Origin of the sequence: Novosphingobium sp. G106, from assembly GCF_019075875.1 — a bacterium.
Taxonomy (GTDB): domain Bacteria; phylum Pseudomonadota; class Alphaproteobacteria; order Sphingomonadales; family Sphingomonadaceae; genus Novosphingobium.
This window is the reverse complement of record NZ_JAHOOZ010000001.1, coordinates 2,845,663-2,867,760: the sequence shown is the minus strand read 5'-3', so window position 1 is coordinate 2,867,760 and position 22,098 is coordinate 2,845,663. Positions and strand designations below refer to the sequence as shown.

Here is a 22,098-nt window from a genome sequence, read left to right as displayed (position 1 = left end):
AAAGCTGGTTCGGCTTATTGGCCGAACCGTACCTTCAGCGTCACGCCATACATGCGCGGCTCGCCAATGCTGGCGTTTTCGAAGCCGAGCTGGGGCGAACCCAGGCCTGCCACGTAGGTGTAGTACTTCTTGTTCGTGAGATTGGTCACGAAGAAGCCGAGATCGACCGGCGAGCCGGCGACGCCGGTCCAGTTGACGTTGGCATCGACCAGGGTCAGTTTGGGCAAGTAGGACAATGTCGCGATCGACGGGTTCGGGTTCGTCCGATCGATATAGTTGGACAGCATCTTGTCGCGGTACGTGACCGAGCCGCCGATAGACAGCTTCCCGATCGATTCATCCAGCGGAAGCGTGTATGTCGCCCCCGCGATCAGCTTGTTGCGTGGTGATAGCACCTCGGGATCGCCGACCACGAACGCGGGCTGGGTATTGTAGGCGGGGTTGCTCGGCGTCGCGACGACTTGGTCGATGCGCGTGCGCAGGTAGGAGTAGCCGAGCGTGAGGTCGAGGCCCTTGAACGGGGTCAGCGAGGCTTCGACTTCGGCGCCGTAGATCTTGGACTTGCCAGCATTCACCGGCGCGGCCGTCTGCGGGTAGGCTGAAGGATCGATCGGCAGGAAGCCTACCTGTAGCTGCTGGTTGCTGAACTTGTTGTAGAACAGCGCCACGTTGAAGTTGCCGTGTACCGCGCCCGAGAAGCTGGTCTTGGCGCCAACCTCGAACGAATCGACCTTCTCGGGCCGGACATAGTTGAGCGAGGTATCCGGCGCCGCTGCGGTGCCGCCTTCCGGAATGTTCGGCGCGATGGTCGCCGAACGATAGCCGCGCGCATACTTGCCGTAGATCAGCAGATCACGGCTCGGCGTATAGTCAAGATCGATCAGCCAGGTGGGCTTGTGCGAGCTGGTGAAGAAATGCGTGTTGCAGTTCGCGTCGGCCAGCGGGTTCGTGCACTTGAAGCCGGTCGCACCGAAGGCGGGCGGGGCCGCGATCGAAAAAACCTTCTGCACGGTGTCGATCGTCTCATGATCCCAGGTGTAGCGGAGCCCGCCGGTCAGCTTGAACTGCTCGGTCAGCTTGTAGGTCGCCTGCCCATAGAGCCCGACGTCGTGGAATGAGGTCGTGCCCACCGTGTAGTTGATGTTGCCGACCGACGGCGCAAAGGCGGCGGGAATACCGAACTCGTCGGCGATCAGGCCGCGGAACGGATCGGTGCACTGGAAGTCGGCACCATTGCCGTTGCCGCAGTTCGAGAAGCCCGGCGACTGGCTGCCGACCGTACCGAGCGGACGGACGACTTCGAGGTATGCGCCGGCCTGCCAGGAGAGGCGGTTATCCAGCGAATTGCCCGCCAGCCGCAACTCTTCCGTGAACGTGCTTTCATTCGCGGAGTCGAGCCCTGGAGGCGAAGCCGACTGCTCGAAGTTCGTCGGATAGACCACGCCGCCGGCCGGAACCAGCCAGAGGTTGCCGAAGATCGGCGAATTGCCACTCTGCTTCAGCTGGGCATAGCTGGCGATGTTCTTGACCGTCAGCGTGTCGCCGGCTTTCCAGGTGGTCGTGTTGATCACCTGCCACTGTTCGGTGCGCAGACCCGCGTTGGGAATGGCGTTCTGGATATCGTAGAAGCCGCTGCCCTGCCTGGCGAGCTGGGCTGCCGCAAAGGCGCCGAACAGGCCCTGGGTAGCATCGGCGGCAACCTCCTTGTCCATCGCGCCGTTGTTTTTCGAGTGGCTGTATGAGGCAATGACGTAGTTTTCGAGATTGGGCGTCAGGTCGCCGACGATGCTCAGGCGCGCGGCCCAATAGTTCATGTCCTCGAACCGGTCGGGGCCGATGCCGCCGGTGTTCTTCAGGTAGCCGTCGCGGACTTGGTGGTCGACGCCGAGGCGGACGCGGAACGTATCGGCCAGCGGCAGGTTGACGACGGCCTGGATGCGTCGCTGGTCGTAATTGCCGATGCCACCCTCGACATAGCCTTCGAGTTTATCGGTCGGCTTCTGCGGCACGAACAGTACCGCGCCGCCGGTGGTGTTGCGGCCGAACAGGGTGCCCTGCGGCCCCTTCAGGACCTGGACGTTCTGCAGGTCGAAGAAGTCGCCGACGCTGGCGCCGTCACCGATCGGCTGGCCGTTCGATGCGCCGCGTGGCGTAACGACGTCGCCGAAATAGGTGCCGACCGACGGTGCCGTACCGGTGTCCTGCGCGAAGCCGCGAATGGCGAAAGTGGTGTTGTCTTCGCCGAAGTTGTTGTTGGAGGAGAGCGACGGGGTGTAGTTCGCCAGATCCGTGGCGCTCGTCACGTTCCTGTTCGCCAGCTGCTGCTGATTGAACACGCTGATCGAGATCGGCACGTCCTGCAGGCGTTCCTCGACGCGGCGAGCGGTGACGATGATGTCGCCCGAAGACGTGCCCGCTTCGTCGGCAGTTTGCGCCAGGGCCGGGGTGGTCAGAGTCAACAGACTCACGCTCGCAAAAGCGAGATTCTTGAATTTAAGCATTTGGGCTTCGCTTCCTCTCGATGCGGATCGTTTTTCCCGATCCGGAATACTCGGGTTGGTCGCTCGCCCTGCGTCAACCGGCCGGCTCCCTCAGCCGTCAGGTGGGAGTCGATGATGTGGCGTTTGATGGGAAGCGAGAATTGCGGTCGGGCGTCACAATACTCTCGTACCCGGATCATATGTGACTGACGCGCAACACTTTATTACCGAACGGTAATGCAGTGGACAGCGAATGTTTATGGACCGGAGGGCTGAGGATTTTCGGGAAGGGCCCCTAACTGAGTGAGTCTCTGTTTTGGGTGACAGTGCTTTGACAGCCGGCCGGCGGTGCAAAGCAAGCGTTCGCTGCAACGTCATTACCACGCGCGACAATCCGTTCCGGCAGCGCGCCAGTGCTTTGCCCCTTTCGCGCTGGCCAAGCCGCGATTTCCTCGCCATCAAGATAGTATGCACTGCAAAAGTGCGGGAGAGGGCGTTGGGTACGAGCCAGATGACGGCTGCCGAGGAGTGGAAGCGAGGCTGGTCGCTGGTCTTGGCCTGCTTCGTCGGCTTTTCGTTCTTCTCGGTGCCGACGGCCTCCGCGGGGGTGTTCATGGAGCCGATCGGCCGCGAGTTCGGCTGGGGGCGAACGCTGCTGGCGGCGGGTACGAGCATGACCTCGATCGTGACCGCGCTGCTCTCGCCTTTCGTCGGCATGCTGATCGACCGCCACGGCGCGCGCCGGCTGGGGCTGCCGGGTGTGTTCCTGACGGCCTTCGCCATCGGCGCGATCAGTCTGGCCAACGGCTCGCCGGCGCAGTGGCTGGCGCTCTGGGTCTTCTATGCGCTGATCTCGATCCTGGTGAAGACGACGATCTGGACAGCGCCGGTCTCGGCCCGCTTCCAGGCCGGACGAGGCCTCGCGCTGGCGCTGACGCTTTCGGGCACCGCCGCCGCGCAGGCGATCTCGCCGCCGCTGTGCAACTGGTTGATCGAGCACTTTGGCTGGCGGCAGGCCTATATCTGGACCGGGTTCGGCTGGGGCGGAGTGACCTTGCTGCTGTGCTGGCTGTTCCTGTTCGACGCCAAGGACCGCCGGGATGACGAGCCCGCGGCACCGGCACCGGCACCGGCCGCGGCCGCCGGGCTTTCCATCGCCGAGGCTTGGCGCAGCCGCGCGCTCTGGTCGATCGCCGTTTCGACCTTCGTCATGATGCTGCTCAGCCTGGGGCTGCAAATCCACCAGGTGCCGATCCTGACCGGGGCCGGCGTCTCGCGGACCAATGCCGCCTGGCTTGCCGGGCTGTTCGGCGTGGCGGGGATCGTCGGCAAGCTGATCACCGGTGCGCTGCTCGACCACTACCGGCCGAACTGGATCGGCGGGCTCACCCTGGCCGCCAACAGCATAGCTTTCGCGCTGCTGCTCTACGGCGTCCATTCGCCGACGCTGATCGTCGCGGCGATACTGATCAACGGCTATTCGGCCGGGACCAAGCTGCAGATCTGCACCTACCTGACCGCGAGCTATGCCGGGCTGCGCAACCTCGGCGCCGTGTTCGGGGCGATGTACAGCCTGGTCTCGCTCGGCAGCGGCCTCGGGCCGATGATCGCCGGGTTCGTCTACGACACGACGGGCGGCTACGCGCCGTTCCTGCTCGCGGGCACGTTCGGCTGCGTGTTCTGCGGCCTCCTCATCTTCACGCTGCCGCGCTACCCGGATTGGAGGGAGAGTTCAGTATGACCGCCGCCGAAGAATGGCGCAGGGGTTGGGGCGTCGTCTTCGCCTGCTTCGTCGGCTTTTCCTTTCTGTCGCTGATGACGGGCACGGTTTCGATGTTCATCCAGCCGATCAGCAAGGAATTCGGCTGGAGCCGCACGCTCATCGCCTCCGGGGTCAGCATCGGCGCGGTGGCGACGACGCTGGGCTCGCCTTTCGCGGGCCTGCTCTACGACCGCTTCGGTCCGCGTCGGCTCGCAATCCCCGGGGTGACCATCACCGCGCTGTCGATCGCCGCCTTCGCTTTCGCCAACGGCTCCCCGATGCAATGGTTCGCGCTGTGGTTCGTCTATGCCGTCGTCTCGCTCATGGCCAAGGGCACGCTCTGGACGGCGGCCGTGGCCAACGTGTTCGACACCTCGCGCGGGCTGGCGCTGGGTATCACCTTCAGCGGTTCCGCGCTCACCTCGGTGCTGCTGCCGCCGCTGACCATCTGGCTGATCGATGCGGTCGGCTGGCGCATGGCCTATGTCTGGCTAGGGCTGGGTTGGGGCGGCATGACGCTGCTGGCCTGCGTGTTTTTCCTCTACGACCTGCGCGACCGGCCGACGGGCGGCGTTGCTTCTGCACAGAAGGCGGCCGGCGAGCACGCTGAACTTCCGGGCCTGACCCTGGCTGAGGCCTCGCGCAATAGCGCCTTGTGGCGGATCGGCATCTCGACCGTGCTGACCATGGTGCTGACCTTGGGGCTGTCGATCCATCTCGTGCCGATCCTGGGCGGGGCCGGCGTGTCGCGGACCCATGCCGCCTACCTGCTCAGCCTTGCGGGCATTGCCGGGCTGCTCGGCAAGCTGGTGTCGGGCGTGCTGCTCGACCGCTTCCGCCCCAACTGGATCGGCGGACTGACCTTGGGGATGACGGCGATAGCCTTCGGCCTGCTAATCGACGGTATTACTTCCCCCGCGCTGATCGTCTTCGCCATGTTGGTGAACGGCTATACCACGGGCACCAAGATCCAGGTCGTCAGCTACCTGACCGCGCGGTACGGCGGCATGCGCAATTATGGCACGCTCGTCGGTGTGATGAACGGCGCCATGGCTTCGGGCCTGATCGTCGGGCCGGTCTATGCGGGCCTCGTCTTCGACATGACGGGGGGCTACGGGCTGTTCCTTATCACCGGCACCGTTGGCTCGATCATATGCGGGCTGCTGCTATTCAGCCTGCCGGCCTATCCCGACTGGTCGGCCGGCACGATCCCGCCGGACCCGGCACGACCCCAGAAAGCGATCGCATGACCGAAGCCTCCGCCACCACAGCTGCGCAGGAATGGCGCACGAACTGGACGCTCGTCCTCGCCGCCGCGACCGGCTTTTCCTTCATGTCGATCATGACCACGGCCATGGGCGCCTTCATCGGCCCGCTGGTCAAGGAGTTCGGCTGGAGCCGCACGCTGGTCTCGGCCGGCCTGCCGATCGCCGGCGTGCTCAGCGTGCTGCTCTCGCCGCTGGTCGGCATGTTCATCGACCAGCGCGGGCCGCGCCGGCTGGCGCTGCCGGGCCTGCTCCTGCTGATCGTCTCGACCTCCTCGTTCGGTCTCGCCAACGGTTCTGTCGTGCAATGGATCGGGCTCTGGATCTTCGCCGCCTTCGTCACGCTGGCGGTGACGGTGAATGTTTGGACCTCGGCTGTCGCCCACGCCTTCACCGCGGGACGCGGACTGGCGATGGGGCTGACGCTCGCCGGCACTGCCCTGGCGCAGGCGGTGACCCCGGTCCTTGCCACCTATCTGATCGAGTATTTCGGCTGGCGCGCGGCCTTTCCGATCATGGCGGTGGGCTGGGGCGGCGTTGCCTTCGTCCTGTGCCTGCTGTTCTTCCGTTCGCCCGCAGATGGCCGCGACGGCGGAGAGACCAGGGAAGGTAGGGCGAACACCTCTTCCTTGCCGGGACTTGCCGTAGCCGAGGCCTGGCGCGATCCCGGCCTGTGGCGCATCGCGATCTCGACTTTCATTCTCATGGTTCTCACGATCGGTCTGCTTATCCACCAGATTCCGATCCTGATAGAAGCCGGTGTCACCCCCGAGCATGCCGCTTGGCTCGCCGGGGCAGGCGGTCTCGCCGGCATCCTGGGCAAGCTGGTGACCGGCGTGCTGGTCGACCGTTTCCGCGCCAATTGGGTGGGGGGTATCACGCTGGGTTTTACCGCCTTTGCCTTCCTGCTGCTGATGGACGGCGTGCGCACGCCGACGCTGATCGTCGTCGCCATGCTGATCAACGGCTATTCGGCGGGCACCAAGCTGCAGATATGCAGCTACCTGACCTCGCGCTATGCCGGCCTCAGGAACTTCGGGACGATCTACGGCTTCATTGGCAGTCTGGTCTCGCTCGGCTCGGCGCTCGGGCCGCTGCTCGCGGGGATCGTCTACGACCGGACGGGCGGCTACGAGCCGTTCCTGCTTGCGGGAACCGTCGGATGTCTGTTCTGCGGGCTTCTTATCCTGACCTTGCCGCGCTATCCCGACTGGGGCGCTGAAGAATCGCCGGGAGACAACGCCGCACCCGCACCTTTGCGGGCATGAGCGGGAAGGGGAACAGCGTGAACGACAGCATCCCGGCAGGAATCAAAGTGCCGACGACGGCACGGGAATGGAAGCAGAACTGGCCGCTGGTGCTGGCATCCTCGCTGGGCTTCTGCTTCTTCTCGGTCATGCTCAGCACGACCGGCCTGTTCATGGAACCGGTCAGCAGCGAGTTCGGCTGGGGGCGCACGCTGTTCGCCTCGGGCGTCTCGATCGCGACCTTCACCACGGCCATCGCCTCGCCGTTCCTGGGCATCATCGTCGACAAACACGGCGCCAGGCGGCTGGCTTTGCCCGGCGTGATCCTGACGATCCTGTCGATGACGCTGTTCGGCCTGCTCCAGGGGCAGGTCTGGCTGTGGGTGGTGCTCTGGCTGTTCTTCGGCATATCTTCGGCCTGCATCAAGTCCACGGTCTGGACCGTCGCGGTGCTCGGCGTGTTCGAGAAGTCCAAGGGATTGGCGCTGGCGATGGTCATGTCGGGCACAGCGCTCAGCCAGGTGATAGTGCCGCCGCTGGGCAATTGGCTGATCGCCGAGCACGGCTGGCGCGCAGCCTATGTCTGGCTGGGGCTGGGCTGGGGCCTGCCCACGCTGCTGATGACCTTCTTCTTCTTCTTCGACCTGCACGACGTCGCGCGTAAACGGATGAAGAACGACAAAACGACCCAGGTCGAGGCCGCGCTGAACCTGCCGGGCCTGACGGTGAAGGAGGCCTCGCGCGATTCGGCGATCTGGCGCATCGGCATTTCCAGCTTCGTGGTCATGGTGCTGACCCAGGGCCTGATGGCGCACCTGATCCCTATCCTGACCGACGCCGGGGTTACGCGAACCCATGCGGCCTGGCTGTCCAGCCTGAGCGGGGTCGCTGGCATCATCGGCAAGCTGATCACCGGCGTGCTGCTCGATCGCTATCGGCCGAACTGGATCGGCGGCGTCACACTGGGCGCGGCGGCGCTGACTTTCCTGCTGCTGATGGACGGCCTGCGATCCCCCACTGCGATCGTCATCGCCCTGCTCGTCAACGGCTATGCCGCAGGCACTAAGACGCAGATCACCGGCTATCTCACCGCCAGTTACGGTGGGATGAAGAGCTTCGGCGTGGTCTATGGCGTGATGGCCGCCTGCATGGCGGCGGCGGCGGGTCTGGGGCCGCTGGTCGGCGGCGTGATCTTCGACACCTTCGGCAGCTACTCGATGTTCCTGCTCGCCGGCGCGATCGGCTGCGCCTTCGGCGGCCTGATGATGATCAGCCTGCCCGGCTATCCCAAGTGGGAAAAGAACGAGCCGGAGGCGGAGGCCTTTGCATAACCTTTATTGGCATTGATGGTTAAAGGTTAGGCGTCTAAACTTTAGCGATCCCATGATTGGCGGACCGGATTTCCCGCTGCGCAGGCTTACTGTGCCGCTTGATCGCTATCCAAAGCTTCTCTTGCTTGCTGCGGAACGCGGCAGAATTAATTAACTTTCCCGTTGAGTTTGTCAGATTGTTAAGAGATTTCGGGTTAATGCCGTCGCCGTGGCTTTACGTAGGCGGCATATGCTTCGGAACCCGACGACCCTGACACGACGCTTTTTGGTTGCGCTTGGCGGTGACAGGCGCGGCAACGTCATCGTCCCGTTCGCCTTTCTGCTGCCGGTCTTCCTGGCGATGACGGGTCTCGGTTTCGAAGGCGCGCATTGGTACCAGACCGAGCAGTCGATGCAGAACGCCGCCGATGCGGCCGCGCTTGCAGCGGCGACCAATGCGACGTCGTCCTACGACAAGGAAGCCAAGGCGGTCGCGGCGCAGTACGGCTTCGTCGATGGCACGAACAACGTCGTCGTCACCACGAGCAACAGCGCCGCCTGCCCCTCCGGGCCGAGCCAGTGCTACAGCGTGAACATAAAGGCACCTGTCCGGCTCATATTCGCGCAGCTGGTCGGCTACACGGGCGATACCAAGGTCGGAACCGCCGCCGCGCAGCTTGTCACTGCCCAAGCGGTGGCCAGCCAGGCCACGGCGCCGAGAAGCTATTGCCTCGTTGGGCTCGCGAGCAGCGGGGCGTCGCAGGCAATCCGCACGAATGGTGCGCCGAAAGCGGATCTCACAGGCTGCAGCGTCATGTCGAACACCGATGCGCAGTGCAACGGCCACGACCTCAAGGCGACCTACGGCGATGCCGCCGGGACCAGCAGCGGATGCGGTGCCACCCAGACGTCGAAGGTCAAGCCGATCACGGATCCCTATGTCGGCCTCGCGTCCAACATTCCGCCCGATCCCTGCTCTTCCTATGCGCAAATACCGGCCAAGAAGAGCGGCACGCCGCTGCCGAGCAGCAACAAGCTTTCGGGGACGGTCAACTGGGGTGGCAACCAGACGATCTGCGGTGACCTTCAGCTGACCGGAGACGTGACGCTGACCGGGTCCGACCTCGTGCTGGTGATCCAGAATGGCCAGCTCGATACCAACGGCTACACGATCAAGACGGCGAGCGGCGCCGCGGCGACGATCGTCTTCTCGGGTGACAATTCGGGCAGCTACACCCATGCGCCGACCGGCGGCGGCACGATCGACATCGCCGCACCAACCTCGGGCGCCTGGTCGGGCGTCGCCATGTATCAGGACCCCGACCTGACTTCGGGCGTCGATGTTTCGGCCGCGGGCAACAGCCCCACCTGGGACATCACCGGGCTCGTCTATCTGCCGCACGCCAGCGTCACTTTCAGCGGCGCGGTCAACAAGTCGAGCAATGGCCAGTCCTGCTTTGTCATGGTTGCCGACAACATCACGATCAACGGCACGGGCAGCATCTTGTCGACCGGCGGATGCGCCAAGGCCGGCTTGAACATGCCGCAAAATCAGGTGCCTTCGCGCGGCAAGCTCGTGGCCTAGGATGATGGCGGTCCGGTCCATCTTCGCCCTGCGGCGGCATCGGCGGCTGGGCGCCGCGGGCCTCGCCGCCGATGTGCGGGGTGCCGCGAGCATCGAATTTGCCTTCTGCCTCAGCATCATGACCTTCGCCATGCTCGCCGGGGTCGATGCCGCGGACTTCTACGTCCATCGTCTCCAAGTGGACAACGCGACGCAGATGGCGGCCCAGGCCGCCTGGCAGAACTGCGACACGACCAAGCTGCCGGCGACGACGAACTGCACGGGCTTCACGGCCGCGGTCACCGCGTCGCTGCAATCGACCTCGCTGGGCACAGGGATCACGCTGCAGACCGGCTATCCGGCGGAGGGCTATTACTGCGTCAACACCGCTGGAACGCTGCAGAAGGTCGGTGACGTGACGAGCGCGCCGCCCAGCGATTGCGGGTCCGTGGGCCAAGCCAGCGATCAGCCCGGCGACTATGTCCAGATCAAGACACAGTACACCTATGCGCCGATCTTCAATGTCCTGAACTTCTCGTCGCTGATACCGACCTCGATACAATCGTCATCGCTGGTGAGGCTCAAATGATGGCGCTTCTCGGGCACAGGCGGAGGATCGGCCGCGACGAAAGCGGCGGGGCGATGATCGAGTTCGCCCTGGTCTTCCCGCTGTTTATCCTGGCGGCCGTCGGCGGGCTCTATGTGGCGATGTTGAGCTTCACTTCGGCCAATATGCAGAAGGCGGTCAAGGAAGGCGCGCGCTGCTATTCGATCAACACGACGACCTGCAGCAGCACCACCGCGACAGCCACCTATACGCTCCAGCGCTATGTCAGCGTCACGAAGGATCAGCCGACCTTTACCGCCAGTATCGCCGCCTGCGGCCACCTTGTTAGCGGCACGATCAACTTCACGTTCAACACCGGGCTGGCCAAGTTCAACGTCCCGCTGAGCTCGACCGCCTGTTTCCCTTGACGTGAGAACGAAAACGGGGACCGGAATCCCGGTCCCCGTTTGTCTTTTTGTCGAAGGATCAGGCCGCCAGCTTGAACGGCTCGATCTCGCCAGCCAGATAAAGCTTCTTCGCCTTGGCGCGGCTGAGCTTGCCCGAGCTGGTGCGCGGCAGTGTGCGCGGCGGGACCAGTTCGACGATGCAGTTCATGCCGGTGATCGAGCGGACCTTGTCGCGGATCTCGTCATGCAGCTTGATCCGCTCGACCGGGTCGGAAACGCGGCAGTGGACGAGCACGGCGGGCACTTCCTCGCCGCTCTCGGTCTCGAGGCTGAAGGCGGCGATGTCGCCCTGGTGGAAGCCGGGAAGCTGTTCCACCGCCCACTCGATATCCTGCGGCCAGTGGTTCTTGCCGTTGATGATGATCATGTCCTTCGCCCGGCCGACGATGAACAGGTAGCCGTCGACCATGTAGCCCATGTCGCCGGTGTCCAGCCAGCCGTCGACCATGCAGGCGGCGGTCGCCTCGGGGTCGCGGTAGTAGGAATGCATGACGCTGGTGCCGCGGCACCAGACCTTGCCGATGTGGTGATCGGCAAGCGCGTGACCGCTTTCGCCGCGGATTTCCAGTTCCATGCCGCGCACGACCTTGCCGCAGTTGACGATGGCGCGGTAGCGGGCCGGGCGCGAGAGATCGCGCGGGCAGCCCGACAGGCGCTCTTCCTCGACCAGCTCGACGCGGATGCCTTCGCCCGGCGGCATTAGCGTCACTGCCAGCGTCGCTTCGGCTAGGCCGTAGCTCGGCATGAAGGCGGCGGCCTTGAAGCCCGCGGGCGCAAAGGTGTTGACGAAGGCCTGCATTACGTCGGGCCGGATCATGTCGGCGCCGTTGCCGGCAAGCCGCCAGCGCGACAGGTCGAAACGCTCGGCGACATTGGTCTGGCTGGAGACGCGGCGCGAGCAGATGTCATAGCCGAAGGTGGGCGAGTAGCTGACCGACCTGCCGGGGTTGCGGCTGATCAAGTCGAGCCAGGCCAACGGACGGCGGGCGAAGTCCTCGGTCTTGAGGTAGTCGACGGAGAACTGGTTGCCGATCGGCGACAGGACGCAGCCTACGAGGCCCATGTCGTGGTACCACGGCAGCCAGGAGACGCAGCGGTCGGACCCCTCGATCTTCATTCCATGGCCGTGCCCGGCGAGGTTCGCCAGCAGTGAGCGGTGGGTAACGGCAACGCCGTGCGGGAAGCGGGTCGAGCCGCTCGAATACTGCAGGAAGCAGATGTCGTCGGGCGCGGGGGTCGGCAGCGGCGCCTCGGGCGCCTTCTCCTCGGCGAAGCCTTCCCAGGCGATCGCTTCGCAGCCCTGGCGCTCGGCAGCGGCTACGGCCATGGCCTCGAGCTCGGTCGGGAACAGCAGGATCTTGGGCTCGGCGCTCGCCATTTGGACGGCGATCTGCTCGATGTAGTTGTCCTTGCCGCCGAACGAAGTCGGCAGCGGCAGTGGCACCGGCCAGGCGCCGGCATAAACCGCGCCGCAGAACAGAGCGGCGAAATAGGGGCCCGTCTCGGCGATCAGCGCGATGCGATCGCCCGGCTTCACGCCGTGGGCGATCAGGCGATAGGCCATCTCAAGCGCGTCCTGGCGGAGCTCGGAAAACGGGTAGGGGCGGATCAGCGTGCCGCGCGGATCGTGGAAATTGAACCCACGTTCACCTTTCGCGGCGTAGTCGAGCGCCTCGCAAAAGTTGCCAAAATCTGCGTAGCGGCGCGGCAGATCGTCTTCGTTTGCAGTCGGAATTAGCGTATTTTCGGTCGTCGGCACCATCGCTGCGGTGTCGGTCATGTGCGATAACCCGTTGTTGTTAAAAGATTTATAGCGGCGTTTGAATGCCCTATACCGGAAACGATCGATCGGGGCATGGTAAAATCCCATCCGTTCGCGGGCTTTCCCATTCTGAGGCGAGTGTGGCACGAATGAGGCAATGATACGGCAATCCCCAGGAACGACTCCTGAACAAAGCGGCAAGCGGCGCGCAAAACGGCCGCTCAAGCCGCTCGATTCGGCGCGGCTCGATGAGCTGGCACTGGCCTATGTCGCGCGCTTCGCGACGAGCCGGGCGAAGCTGGAAAGCTATCTGGTGCGCAAGCTGCGTGAACGTGGCTGGGCGGATGAGGGCGAGCCCGCGGTCGCTGCCCTGGCGGCACGTTTCGTCGCGGCCGGCTATGTCGACGATGCCGCTTTCGCGCGCGCCAAGAGCGGCAGCCTGCTGCGCCGCGGCTACGGCCAGCGTCGGATCGGCGAAGCGCTCGGCGCGGCCGGGATCGGCGAGGACATCCGCGCGGAAGTGCGTGCGGGCGAAGGCGCGCGCCGGCAGGCCGCGCTGGTTATGGCGCGCAAGCGCCGGCTCGGTCCCTTCGGTCCGGCGCCGGCCGACCGTGCCGCGCGCGAGAAGCAGATCGCGGCCATGCTGCGCGCCGGGCACGGTCTGGACAGCGCCCGCGAATTGGTGAATGCCGCCAGCGTCGAAGCGGCCGAGGACTGGGCCGCGCAAGCCTCGGATGACGACTGACATGCGCATTCCCAAGAGTCTTATTGTTGCCATGCTGGCGCTGGCCGCCTGCTCGACCAAGCCCGCCGACAGCGCGGCCAAGCCAGTCGCCGAAACGCAGGCGCGGCATCCCGAATCCGGCCTGCCGGTCGTTCCGCTGACCGTCACGCACGGCAGCCAGCGTCACGCTTTCCGTGTCGAAGTCGCGCGCTCCGAGATGGAGCAGGCCAAAGGGCTTATGTTCCGCACCCAAATGGGCGCCGACGAGGGGATGATCTTCCCGATGCAGCCGCCGCGGCTCGCCAGCTTCTGGATGAAGAATACGGTGATCCCGCTCGACATCATCTTCATCGGCGCCGACCACCGCATTCTCAACGTGGCCGCCAATGCGGTGCCTTATTCGGAAACGCCGATCCCGTCCTGGGGCAAGGCTGCGGCCGTGCTCGAACTCAACGGCGGGCGGGCGGCGGCGCTGGGTATCGATACCGGCGACAGGGTAGACTGGTAGATTGGGTGGATGGGCAAGCATCAGAAGCTTGCCCCGACCCCCACAAATCCGCTACGCGCGCTGGCCATGGGTATTCTCTCGAAGATCTTCACCTGGTGGGACGGCGCGACCATCGGCACCTTGTTGAATAGCTCGCGCAACGGCGAGCAGGTCGGCACCGACGCGCAGGGCAACCGCTACTACCGCGCGAAGAAGCGGGTCGCGGCGGGGCAGCCTTTCGCGGGGCATGAGCGCCGCTGGGTGATCTACGAAGGCGCCAACGACGCCAGCCGCGTGCCGGCCGAATGGCACGGCTGGCTCCACGGCAGCTTTGACGGCATTCCCGAAAGCAATCTGCCGCCCGCGCGGATATGGGAAGTCGACTATACGCCCAACGCCACGGGCACCGACCAGGCCTATCGCCCGCAGGGTGCGCTCGAGCGCGGCGGCCGGCGGGCCCATGCCACGGGCGACTACCAGGCCTGGTCGCCGGACGCCTGATCCCGATGCGCGGAGCGCTTGTCCTGATGGCGCTTGTCGCGCTTGCCGGCTGCAAACGCGGCGACGACGAGCAGGCCGAAGCGGTTGCCACCGAAATGCCCAAGGCCGTCGCAGCGACGCCGGTCGGCATCTCGGCGGTCGAGAGTCAGTTCGGCACGCCGGTCAAGGACCGCGTCGCCACGATCGGCCTGCTCAACAAGCGCAACAACGAGAGCCAGGACCTGGTGATGAAGGCCGGCAGATCGCGCCGGATTGGCAATGTCATCGTCCGGCTCGCCAGCTGCGAGCGGACCTTGCCCTGGGAAAACCCGCCCGAAGTCGGCGCTTTCGTCCAGTTGTTCGTCGAGGAGCGTGCCAAGACCAGCGAGCCGCTGACCTGGCACAAGGTGTTCTCGGGCTGGCTGTTCAAGAACTCACCGTCGCTGAACGTTGTCCAGCACCCGATCTACGATGTCTGGGTCAAGGACTGCGCTATGAAGTTCCCCGGCGAGGAAGAGGATCCCGCTGCAGCGGCGAGCAGCGCGGCGAAGCCCGCCGCCAAGCCGAGCGCGTCGCCGTCGCCGTCGCCGGCTGCCTCGCCCGCTGCGACGCCGACTCCGGCCCCCAGTCCGTCGCCGTCACGGGCGCCGGCCGCGACGCCCACGCCCGAATAAGGCTCCTGCGCTGCGCGCAACAGGCCGACATAGCGTTTCTGGCTGATCTCGACCGCGCCAAGCGAGGCGAGGTGCGAGGTGATGAACTGGCAATCCAGCAATTGCGTGCCGGCACGGCACAGAGCCGCCACCAGCCAGGCCAGTGCGACTTTCGAGGCATCGGGCACGCGGCTGAACATCGACTCGCCGCAGAACACCCGGTCGAAACCGACGCCATAGAGCCCGCCCACGAGCCGGGGTGTGCCGTGCTCGTCGTCCCGCCAGCACTCCAGCGAGTGCGCCTGGCCGAGCTCGTGCAGCCGCTGATAGCTCGCGGCGATGCGGTGGCTGATCCAGCTCTCGCCGCTGCCGTCGCGCCGGGGGGCGGCGCAGGCTTCCATGACTTCGGCGAAAGCGGCGTTGCAGGTGACCGAGAAGCGCCCACGTCGCAGCGTCCGCGCCAGCGAGCGCGAGAGGTGGAAACCGTCGAGGGGCAGGATCGCCCGCTTGCGCGGCTCCACCCAGAAGATCTCCGGGTCGTCGCGGTGATCGGCCATGGGGAAGATACCGCTGCGGTAGGCGAGCATCAGCAGTTCGGGATCGATGATCGGTGGCGTTACGGGCGCGTGCACGCACAGACTGTAGCAGAGCGGGAGAAGGCTTGTCATGGCGGCGATTTGACAGACGCAAACGCCCGACATGATTTTTGCGGCCAGTCGCCTTGCCATCGCCCCCGCCAGTCACTAGAGGCACCACCGCGCGCAGGAGTGTAGCTCAGCTGGTAGAGCATCGGTCTCCAAAACCGAGTGCCGGGGGTTCGAATCCCTCCACTCCTGCCAGCATCTCCCCCCGAGGAAGCGCTAGACCGATGGATGCGTCCCAGCCGATGATGCCGCCGCGCCAGGGCGAATCCGGCTTGCGCAAGGCCGTGGGGAGCGTCTCGCCGCGCGAGGGGCTGTTGCTCGGGCTGTTCCTGGCGCTGCTTTCGGCCATGCCGTTCATCGTCGCCAAGCGGCCGCAGCTGACCGACTATCCCTCGCACCTCGCGCGCTATCACATCATGCTCGACGGCGGCCGCGATGCCTTCCTCGCGCGCTATTACGACTTCCACTGGATCTTCACCGGCAATCTCGGTGCCGACCTGCTGATCTGGCCGCTGTCGCAGATGTTCGGGCTGGAAACCGCGGGGCGGGTGCTCGGCCTGATCATCCCGCCGCTGACCGGGCTCGGCATCATCGCGGTCGAATGGGTGCTGCGCCGCCGCATCGGCATCGGCGCGATGCTGGCCTTCATCTTCATCTGGTCGCCCGCGATGGGGATGGGCTTCTACAATTTCTGCCTGTCGCTGGGTCTGGCGCTGCTGTCCTTCGCGCTCTGGATCAAGCTCGAGGGCAACCCCCGCCGCTGGATGCTGTTCATTCCGATCGGTCTGGCCGAATGGCTCTGCCACGCTTCGGGCTGGGGCGTGCTGGGCGTTCTGGCGTTCGGTTATGAATTCTCCCGGCGCAAGAGTTGGCGTGCGGCGCTGGCCACCTGGCCGCTGGCCTTCCCGCTAGTGCCGATGCTGCTGAGCGGGGGCGCCAAAGGCGGGCTGGCTTATGGCTCCAAGGTCGGTGTGTTCAAGCTGGCGATCTGGCTGCAGGCGATGCGCGACCAGGTGTTCTGGCTCGACATTGCCACGCTGGTTGTCATCCTGCTCGTGTTGCTGGCCGCCGCGCTGATGCGCAAGATCGACGGGCGGCTCGGCTGGGCGGCGCTGATCCTGCTCGTGCTGACTTTCGCCATGCCGCGGCATTTCGGCGGCGGCGACTACGCCGACTACCGGCTGATCGCGGTGGCGCTGATGGTCGGCTGCATGGCGATCGACTGGTCGGCACCGCGCTGGCTATTCTGGCTGTCGCCGGTACTGTTCCTCGTGCGGCTCGACATCACTTGCGCGGCCTGGGAAGTGAATTCACGCGAGCTGACGCAGATGCTCAAAGCGCTAAACTATATGCCGCGCGGCGCGCGGGTCGCGGCCGCGGTAGTAGTCGAGGCGCGCCAGTGGGCGCTCAACCCCTTCGAGCATGTGCCGAGCTATGCGACGATCCGTCGCGATGCCCTGGTCAACACCCACTTCGCCATTCCGGGCGTGCACATGCTGCAGCTGAAGGAGGGCGGCCCGGACTTCGTCGATCCCTCGCACCGTGTGGTCCATTGGCCGAAGCAGCCGATCAAACTGCAGCACTTCAAGCCGGCCCGACAGGCCGACTATCTCTGGTACATCGGGCTCCAGGGACCGACGACGCTGCCGCCGGGCACCAAGGTGCTTTACGCCACGCGGCACTCGTTCCTCGCGCGGCTTGCAAATCCGGCCGCTGCTCGCTAGATCGCCACAACCTTCCTACAAGAAGAACCGATCGCCCCTCCCGGCAGCAGCCGGGGCGGCGAAGAAGACTTGGTGGAAGCGACAACGATTTTTGTGAGGCGAAAGGCAGCAATGGCCAAGACCAGCCCCGGCGAGTTCATGCGCCAAGTCCAGGCGGAAATGCGCAAGGTCGTCTGGCCGACGCGCCAGGAGACGGTCACCACGGCCATCTTCGTCGCGCTGCTGATGACGGTCCTGGCCGTGTTCTTCCTCGGCGTGGATTCGATTTTCGGCGCAGTGGTGCGCTGGCTCCTCTCGCTCGCCTGATATTCTAAAGAAAGACGACAATGGCCCGCTGGTACATCATCCACGCCTATTCCGGCTTCGAGAACAAGGTCCGCGACTCGATCCTGACCGAGGCCGAGCGCCTGGGGCTCGAGGCTCTGGTCGAGGCGGTCGAGGTTCCGACCGAGTCGGTCACCGAGGTGAAGCGCGGCAAGAAGGTTCAGGTCGAGCGCAAGTTCATGCCGGGCTACGTCCTCGCCAAGCTGACGCTGAACGACGACGTCTATCACCTCGTCAAGAACACTCCCAAGGTCACCGGCTTCCTCGGCTCCAGCGGCAAGCCGCAGCCGATCTCCGAGCGTGAGGCCGCGCGCTATTTCGGCGCCCGCGAACAGGCCGCTGCGCAGCCGCGCCACCAGGTTTCGGTCGATTACGAGATCGGCGATTCGGTCAAGGTGCTCGACGGTCCCTTCGCCAGCTTCAACGGCGTGGTCGAGGAACTCGATTTCGACAAGAACCGCGTCAAGGTCTCGGTCTCGATCTTCGGCCGTGCGACCCCGGTCGAGCTCGATTTCGAGCAGGTCGAACTCAGCAAGTAACCAAACCCTCTCCCGCAAGGGAGATCGGCGTTGCAAATTCGGGCCGATATCGCTATCGGCCCGCGCTTCCGGGTATTCTCGGATTCCCCGCGGGAGCCCCGGATCAGGTCCGGGGTGCTTGACCGCTCACTCTGAGGCGTCGTCCTGAACAAGGGCGGGCCAACAGGAAGAAAGGAGGCCCTCGTGGCCAAGAAGATTGAAGGCTATATCAAGCTGCAGGTCGCAGCCGGTGCCGCCAACCCGTCGCCGCCGATCGGTCCGGCGCTCGGTCAGCGCGGCGTGAACATCATGGAATTCTGCAAGCAGTTCAACGCTGCCACGCAGGAAGTGGAAAAGGGCACGCCGCTCCCGACGGTCATCACCGTCTATGCGGATCGCTCGTTCAGCTTCGTCACCAAGACGCCGCCCGCCACCTTCTTCATCAAGAAGGCCGCCAACCTGAAGTCGGGCTCGAAGGAGCCGGGCAAGATCTCGGCGGGAACGATCAAGCGCTCGCAGCTTGCCGAAATCGCTCAGGCCAAGATGGCCGATCTGAACGCCAACGACATCGAGCAGGCGACGAAGATCATCGAAGGTTCCGCCCGTTCGATGGGCCTGCAGGTTGTGGAGGGCTGAACAGATGGCACAGACCAAGAATCAGAAGGCTCTCGCAGCCAAGCTCGGCGACAACCAGAAGCTTTATGCCGTCGATGAGGCGATCCAGACGCTGAAGGATCTGAAGTCGGTCAAGTTCGACGAGACTCTCGAAGTCGCGCTGAACCTTGGCGTCGATCCGCGCCACGCCGACCAGATGGTCCGCGGTATGGTCACGCTGCCTTCGGGCACGGGCAAGGACGTCAAGGTTGCCGTCTTCGCGCGCGGCGACAAGGCCGAGGCGGCTCTCGCCGCCGGTGCCGACAAGGTTGGCGCCGAGGACCTGCTGGAAGACATGCAGGCCGGCAACCTCGACTACGGCCGCGTCATCGCGACGCCCGACATGATGGGCATCGTCGGTCGCCTCGGTAAGGTGCTGGGCCCCAAGGGCCTGATGCCTAACCCGAAGCTGGGTACGGTCACGCCGAACGTCGCCGAAGCGGTCAAGGCTGCCAAGGGCGGCCAGATTGAGTTCCGCGTCGAGAAGGCCGGCATCATCCATGGCGGCATCGGCAAGATGAGCTTCTCGAACGAGGCCCTCAAGGCCAACTTCGACGCTTTCGTCGACGCCGTGGTCAAGGCTAAGCCCGCCGGCGCCAAGGGCAAGTACGTCCGCAGGGTCGGCCTGTCCTCGTCGATGGGCCCGGGCCTGAAGATCGACGTGGCCGAAGTCCACGGCGGCTGATCAGCCGTCCCGAACGAACATCGCGAGGGCCGGGAAGGGTGACCTTCCCGGCCCTTTCGTTTTGCCCGCTTGATTTTCGGCGCAAAATGCGTAGATCGCGCTGAACACCTGTACAGCATCGTTTGCGAGAGAGACGCCCATGGCCATCCGGTTCGAGAACATCAAGGAATTCATCGGTTCGCGCGTCTCGTGGGATGACCGCGCCGATCTCTTCACCCCCGAAGCCGCCGGGGCGATTCGCGCCAAGGTCGAAGAGCGCACCGTGCTCGTGTTCCCGCAGGTCGACCTGACCGACGACGAGCAGCGCTACATCACCGAATCGATGGGCGAGAAGATCAAGCTGACGGGTCGCTTCAACGTCCAGACCGACGTCGCCGACGACATCTACCAGGTGACGCTTGACCCCAAGATCAATCCCCAGCCCGAATATGTGCTCGGCACGTTCTTCTGGCACATGGATGGCGTTTCGGTCGATGCGCCGCCGCCTTTCGCGACGCTGCTCTCGTGCCGCATCGCGCCCGACAAGGGCGGTGAGACCGAATTCGCCAGCACGTATGCCGCCTATGCCGGGCTGCCCGAAGAAGAGAAGCAGGCGCTCGAAGGCCTGCGCGCGATCCACTCGGTGACGGCGAGCCTGTCGCCGATCGCCGATGCCATTCCCGAGAATCACCGCGCCAAGGTCTTCGGCATCGGCGGTGAGCGCGAGCATCCGATCGTCTGGACGCATCAGGACGGTCGCAAGTCGATGGTGATCGGCACCACCGCCGACCGCATCGTGGGCATGGAAATTCCCGCGGGCCGCGCCATGCTGATCCGCCTGCAGGAGTGGGCAGCGCAGCCGGCCTTTTCGCTGCGCCACAAGTGGACCAAGGGCGATTTTGTGATCTGGGACAACACCGGCGCGATGCACCGTGCGATTCCCTACGACAAGTCGACGGGCCGCATGATGCACCGCACCTCGATCGCGGGTACCGAGACGGTCGCCGCCTGATCGCGGCAAGCTCGAACATCAGGAGGCCGGGAGGGGAGACCTTTCCGGCCTTCTTGCTGCGTGGCATGCTGAGCGCGACAGGAGGGACTATCGATGCGCTACGCCATTCTTCTCGCCGGCTTGCTGGCTGGCCCGTTTCCACTGACGCCCGCACTGGCCGATGCGCCCGCGCCGCCAGCCATCACGTCCACCGACGTCCCGCAGGATAAAGGCCCGCAGGTCGTCGACGTGTTGGAGCGTGAGTTTCCCGTCGGCGGGGGTACGGGCTGGCATGTCCATTCGGGTGTCGAGATCGCCTATCTCGTCGTCGGCGAAATGTCGTTCGAGCAGGAAGGCCAGCCGGATCGGCGGCAGTTGCCCGGTCAGATTTTCGTGATCCCGCGCGGCGTGAAGCACAACGCGACCAATGTCGGCACAGTGCCGGCACGGCTGGTGGTGACGCTGGTTGTCGACAAGGGGCAGCCGCTGCGGACGCCGGTGCCTGCGCCCGCTCCCTGATCAGTGCGGCGCTAGATTCGCCGCGGCGTAGCACTCGATGAGATAGGCGAGCGGCGCGCCATCGGGCAGGCGCAGCAGCGAGCGGTGCGTGGACACCGTGTCGCGCGGGCAAGTCTCCGCGGGACCGGGTGTGACGTCGAGCGTCTCGCGCCGGAAATGCAGCGGGCCGACGACCTTGCCGAAGGGGACGTCGCTGTCCCGCAGCGCTGCGTTCATCGCCGAGGTCAGCCGCTCGGGAGCGTACCAGTTCCAGGCGACCGAGAGGACGGTGCCGTCGCAGCTCAGCCGGACGTTGCGCATGGCCAGGGGGCGGTCGCCGCCCAGGCGAAGAATGCGGCGCATTTTCTCGGGCGGGTCGTCGCTTTGGGCACCGACGGTGCCGGCGCGGATCGGGCCTTCGCCGATATGCCGCAGGTGGCACCACTGCTGAAGCGCTTCTGTCGCGCTGGTATACGCGGCCAGGTGCGCTTCGAATTCGGCGAGGCTGGCCGGTTCGCTGGTCGCCGGGCTGGCCAGCGCGAGACCGGCAAGGAAGGCGCTAAATGCCACCCGGTGTCGCCGGCTTGCCCATCGCTTCCAGCGCAGAGGCCAGGTCGCGCGAGCAGGCGGCGAGTTCCTCGGCGTCGGTAGAGCGGATGACGAAATTGGCTCCGCTGCGCCCGTCGCGCCAGAAGGGGTAGGAGCCGATCTGGCAGCCCGGATGCGCCTGCTCGGTATCGGCAAGGAGCTGCGCGACTTCGCTTTCCTGGCACCAGCAGCCGACCGTCTCCGACAGCAGCGGCGCGCCGCCTTCGAGCGCGCCCGAGAGCGCGTCGAGCATGCCGGCGGTGATCGCGGGGACGCCGGCCATGATGAACACGTTGCCGATGCGGATGCCCGGTGCGCCGGTGTAGCGGTTGGGGATCAGGTCGGCGCCTTCGGGCACGCGCGCCATGCGCAGCCGCATTTCGGTGAGGCCGCCGCGGCTCTCGTAATAGCCTTCGAGGATCGCCCGCGCCTCGGGATGAACGGTGACGCCGACGCCGAAGGCCACGGCGATCGCATCGACGGTAATGTCGTCGTGCGTCGGCCCGATACCGCCGGTGGTGAACAGATAGTCGTGCCGCGCGCGCAGCGTGTTCACCGCTTCGGCGATCGCCTCGGTCACGTCGGGCACCACGCGCACTTCTCTGAGGCGGATGCCCTGGAGGCCCAGCCATGTCCCGACCTGGGCTATGTTCTTGTCCTGCGTTCGTCCGGAAAGGATCTCGTCGCCGATGACGATCAGCGCGGCGGTGTAGATACGGCCAGTGTTGGGGGACGAATCGGACAT

General features: G+C 65.2%; 22 protein-coding genes, 1 tRNA gene and 1 pseudogene. 19 read left to right on the top strand and 5 right to left on the bottom strand.

Features of this window, described 5'->3' with window-relative positions:
- Positions 1-14: 14 nt before the first annotated feature.
- The gene (locus KRR38_RS13700) at positions 15-2,501 is read right to left on the bottom strand and encodes a TonB-dependent receptor (RefSeq protein WP_217402343.1); all 2,487 of its coding nucleotides are present in this window, start codon (positions 2,499-2,501) and stop codon (positions 15-17) included.
- Between the two features lie 475 nt (positions 2,502-2,976).
- On the opposite strand from KRR38_RS13700, the gene KRR38_RS13695 reads away from it, so the two are divergent.
- From KRR38_RS13695 to KRR38_RS13665, 7 genes are all read left to right on the top strand, one after another.
- Positions 2,977-4,221: an MFS transporter gene (locus KRR38_RS13695; RefSeq protein WP_217402341.1), complete on the top strand. Its 1,245-nt coding sequence runs from the start codon at positions 2,977-2,979 to the stop codon at positions 4,219-4,221.
- Positions 4,218-5,492, top strand: coding sequence for an MFS transporter (locus KRR38_RS13690; RefSeq protein ID WP_217402339.1), 1,275 nt, complete (start codon positions 4,218-4,220; stop codon positions 5,490-5,492). Before KRR38_RS13695 ends, KRR38_RS13690 begins: the two co-directional genes overlap by 4 nt.
- Entirely contained in the window at positions 5,489-6,775 is a 1,287-nt protein-coding gene (locus tag KRR38_RS13685) for an MFS transporter (protein ID WP_217402336.1), read from the top strand. Before KRR38_RS13690 ends, KRR38_RS13685 begins: the two co-directional genes overlap by 4 nt.
- Before the next feature lie 17 nt (positions 6,776-6,792).
- Complete coding sequence (locus KRR38_RS13680; protein ID WP_309141042.1) at positions 6,793-8,085, top strand: MFS transporter; 1,293 nt, start codon at positions 6,793-6,795, stop codon at positions 8,083-8,085.
- A gap of 229 nt (positions 8,086-8,314) precedes the next feature.
- Entirely contained in the window at positions 8,315-9,649 is a 1,335-nt protein-coding gene (locus tag KRR38_RS13675) for a TadE/TadG family type IV pilus assembly protein (protein ID WP_217402332.1), read from the top strand.
- 4 nt (positions 9,650-9,653) lie between these two features.
- A complete protein-coding gene (locus KRR38_RS13670; protein ID WP_217402330.1) occupies positions 9,654-10,217 on the top strand; it encodes a TadE/TadG family type IV pilus assembly protein in 564 nt (187 codons plus the stop codon).
- The gene (locus KRR38_RS13665; protein ID WP_217402328.1) at positions 10,214-10,603 is read left to right on the top strand and encodes a TadE/TadG family type IV pilus assembly protein; all 390 of its coding nucleotides are present in this window, start codon (positions 10,214-10,216) and stop codon (positions 10,601-10,603) included. Before KRR38_RS13670 ends, KRR38_RS13665 begins: the two co-directional genes overlap by 4 nt.
- 58 nt (positions 10,604-10,661) lie before the next feature.
- On the opposite strand, the gene KRR38_RS13660 is transcribed toward KRR38_RS13665, so the two are convergent.
- The gene (locus tag KRR38_RS13660) at positions 10,662-12,422 is read right to left on the bottom strand and encodes a fatty acyl-AMP ligase (RefSeq protein WP_217402326.1); all 1,761 of its coding nucleotides are present in this window, start codon (positions 12,420-12,422) and stop codon (positions 10,662-10,664) included.
- A 139-nt stretch (positions 12,423-12,561) separates the two neighbouring features.
- Here KRR38_RS13660 and KRR38_RS13655 point away from each other — a divergent pair, with 139 nt between their 5' ends.
- The 4 genes and pseudogenes from KRR38_RS13655 to KRR38_RS37360 form a co-directional block, all read left to right on the top strand.
- Positions 12,562-13,149, top strand: a complete 588-nt coding sequence (locus tag KRR38_RS13655) for a regulatory protein RecX (RefSeq protein WP_217402324.1) — start codon at positions 12,562-12,564, stop codon at positions 13,147-13,149.
- Between the two features lies 1 nt (position 13,150).
- Complete coding sequence (locus KRR38_RS13650) at positions 13,151-13,636, top strand: DUF192 domain-containing protein (RefSeq protein ID WP_217402323.1); 486 nt, start codon at positions 13,151-13,153, stop codon at positions 13,634-13,636.
- Positions 13,637-13,702: 66 nt separating this feature from the next.
- Positions 13,703-14,116, top strand: coding sequence for an NADH:ubiquinone oxidoreductase subunit NDUFA12 (locus KRR38_RS13645; RefSeq protein WP_217407260.1), 414 nt, complete (start codon positions 13,703-13,705; stop codon positions 14,114-14,116).
- A 5-nt stretch (positions 14,117-14,121) separates the two neighbouring features.
- Positions 14,122-14,526 (top strand): annotated as a pseudogene (locus KRR38_RS37360) (DUF2155 domain-containing protein); the annotation flags it as partial.
- 35 nt (positions 14,527-14,561) lie between these two features.
- Here KRR38_RS37360 and aat read toward each other — a convergent pair.
- Positions 14,562-15,416: a leucyl/phenylalanyl-tRNA--protein transferase gene (gene aat / locus KRR38_RS13635; RefSeq protein WP_217402322.1), complete on the bottom strand. Its 855-nt coding sequence runs from the start codon at positions 15,414-15,416 to the stop codon at positions 14,562-14,564.
- A gap of 95 nt (positions 15,417-15,511) precedes the next feature.
- Here aat and KRR38_RS13630 point away from each other — a divergent pair.
- The 8 genes from KRR38_RS13630 (at position 15,512) to KRR38_RS13595 (ending at position 20,786) form a co-directional block, all read left to right on the top strand.
- Positions 15,512-15,587 (top strand) — tRNA-Trp (locus KRR38_RS13630).
- A 29-nt stretch (positions 15,588-15,616) separates the two neighbouring features.
- Positions 15,617-17,116 carry a hypothetical protein gene (locus tag KRR38_RS13625; RefSeq protein ID WP_217402321.1) on the top strand — a complete coding sequence of 500 codons (1,500 nt, stop codon included), beginning with the start codon at positions 15,617-15,619 and terminating at the stop codon, positions 17,114-17,116.
- A gap of 111 nt (positions 17,117-17,227) precedes the next feature.
- Complete coding sequence (gene secE, locus KRR38_RS13620) at positions 17,228-17,422, top strand: preprotein translocase subunit SecE (RefSeq protein ID WP_217402320.1); 195 nt, start codon at positions 17,228-17,230, stop codon at positions 17,420-17,422.
- A gap of 20 nt (positions 17,423-17,442) precedes the next feature.
- Positions 17,443-17,979: a transcription termination/antitermination protein NusG gene (gene nusG / locus KRR38_RS13615; RefSeq protein WP_217402319.1), complete on the top strand. Its 537-nt coding sequence runs from the start codon at positions 17,443-17,445 to the stop codon at positions 17,977-17,979.
- Positions 17,980-18,162: 183 nt separating this feature from the next.
- Positions 18,163-18,594, top strand: a complete 432-nt coding sequence (gene rplK / locus KRR38_RS13610) for a 50S ribosomal protein L11 (RefSeq protein WP_217402318.1) — start codon at positions 18,163-18,165, stop codon at positions 18,592-18,594.
- A 4-nt stretch (positions 18,595-18,598) separates the two neighbouring features.
- Entirely contained in the window at positions 18,599-19,297 is a 699-nt protein-coding gene (rplA, locus tag KRR38_RS13605) for a 50S ribosomal protein L1 (RefSeq protein ID WP_217402316.1), read from the top strand.
- 139 nt (positions 19,298-19,436) lie between these two features.
- Positions 19,437-20,288 carry a TauD/TfdA family dioxygenase gene (locus tag KRR38_RS13600; protein ID WP_217402315.1) on the top strand — a complete coding sequence of 284 codons (852 nt, stop codon included), beginning with the start codon at positions 19,437-19,439 and terminating at the stop codon, positions 20,286-20,288.
- A gap of 93 nt (positions 20,289-20,381) precedes the next feature.
- Positions 20,382-20,786 (top strand): cupin domain-containing protein, encoded by a 405-nt coding sequence (locus KRR38_RS13595; RefSeq protein WP_217402313.1) that lies wholly within the window; start codon positions 20,382-20,384, stop codon positions 20,784-20,786.
- On the opposite strand, the gene KRR38_RS13590 is transcribed toward KRR38_RS13595, so the two are convergent.
- A complete protein-coding gene (locus KRR38_RS13590; RefSeq protein WP_217402311.1) occupies positions 20,787-21,335 on the bottom strand; it encodes a hypothetical protein in 549 nt (182 codons plus the stop codon). It abuts the gene before it with no gap.
- Entirely contained in the window at positions 21,325-22,098 is a 774-nt protein-coding gene (locus KRR38_RS13585; RefSeq protein WP_217402309.1) for a molybdopterin-binding protein, read from the bottom strand. Before KRR38_RS13585 ends, KRR38_RS13590 begins: the two co-directional genes overlap by 11 nt.

What these genes read in the sequence shown, in the direction of transcription:
- KRR38_RS13700 (WP_217402343.1), bottom strand. Translation starts at nt 2,501, where the DNA reads ATGCTTAAATTCAAGAATCTCGCTTTTGCGAGCGTGAGTCTGTTGACT.
- KRR38_RS13690 (WP_217402339.1), top strand. Translation starts at nt 4,218, where the DNA reads ATGACCGCCGCCGAAGAATGGCGCAGGGGTTGGGGCGTCGTCTTCGCC.
- KRR38_RS13685 (WP_217402336.1), top strand. Translation starts at nt 5,489, where the DNA reads ATGACCGAAGCCTCCGCCACCACAGCTGCGCAGGAATGGCGCACGAAC.
- KRR38_RS13675 (WP_217402332.1), top strand. Translation starts at nt 8,315, where the DNA reads ATGCTTCGGAACCCGACGACCCTGACACGACGCTTTTTGGTTGCGCTT.
- KRR38_RS13670 (WP_217402330.1), top strand. Translation starts at nt 9,654, where the DNA reads ATGGCGGTCCGGTCCATCTTCGCCCTGCGGCGGCATCGGCGGCTGGGC.
- KRR38_RS13665 (WP_217402328.1), top strand. Translation starts at nt 10,214, where the DNA reads ATGATGGCGCTTCTCGGGCACAGGCGGAGGATCGGCCGCGACGAAAGC.
- KRR38_RS13660 (WP_217402326.1), bottom strand. Translation starts at nt 12,422, where the DNA reads ATGACCGACACCGCAGCGATGGTGCCGACGACCGAAAATACGCTAATT.
- KRR38_RS13655 (WP_217402324.1), top strand. Translation starts at nt 12,562, where the DNA reads ATGATACGGCAATCCCCAGGAACGACTCCTGAACAAAGCGGCAAGCGG.
- KRR38_RS13650 (WP_217402323.1), top strand. Translation starts at nt 13,151, where the DNA reads ATGCGCATTCCCAAGAGTCTTATTGTTGCCATGCTGGCGCTGGCCGCC.
- KRR38_RS13645 (WP_217407260.1), top strand. Translation starts at nt 13,703, where the DNA reads ATGGGTATTCTCTCGAAGATCTTCACCTGGTGGGACGGCGCGACCATC.
- aat (WP_217402322.1), bottom strand. Translation starts at nt 15,416, where the DNA reads ATGACAAGCCTTCTCCCGCTCTGCTACAGTCTGTGCGTGCACGCGCCC.
- KRR38_RS13625 (WP_217402321.1), top strand. Translation starts at nt 15,617, where the DNA reads ATGGATGCGTCCCAGCCGATGATGCCGCCGCGCCAGGGCGAATCCGGC.
- secE (WP_217402320.1), top strand. Translation starts at nt 17,228, where the DNA reads ATGGCCAAGACCAGCCCCGGCGAGTTCATGCGCCAAGTCCAGGCGGAA.
- nusG (WP_217402319.1), top strand. Translation starts at nt 17,443, where the DNA reads ATGGCCCGCTGGTACATCATCCACGCCTATTCCGGCTTCGAGAACAAG.
- rplA (WP_217402316.1), top strand. Translation starts at nt 18,599, where the DNA reads ATGGCACAGACCAAGAATCAGAAGGCTCTCGCAGCCAAGCTCGGCGAC.
- KRR38_RS13600 (WP_217402315.1), top strand. Translation starts at nt 19,437, where the DNA reads ATGGCCATCCGGTTCGAGAACATCAAGGAATTCATCGGTTCGCGCGTC.
- KRR38_RS13595 (WP_217402313.1), top strand. Translation starts at nt 20,382, where the DNA reads ATGCGCTACGCCATTCTTCTCGCCGGCTTGCTGGCTGGCCCGTTTCCA.
- KRR38_RS13585 (WP_217402309.1), bottom strand. Translation starts at nt 22,098, where the DNA reads ATGTCCGATTCGTCCCCCAACACTGGCCGTATCTACACCGCCGCGCTG.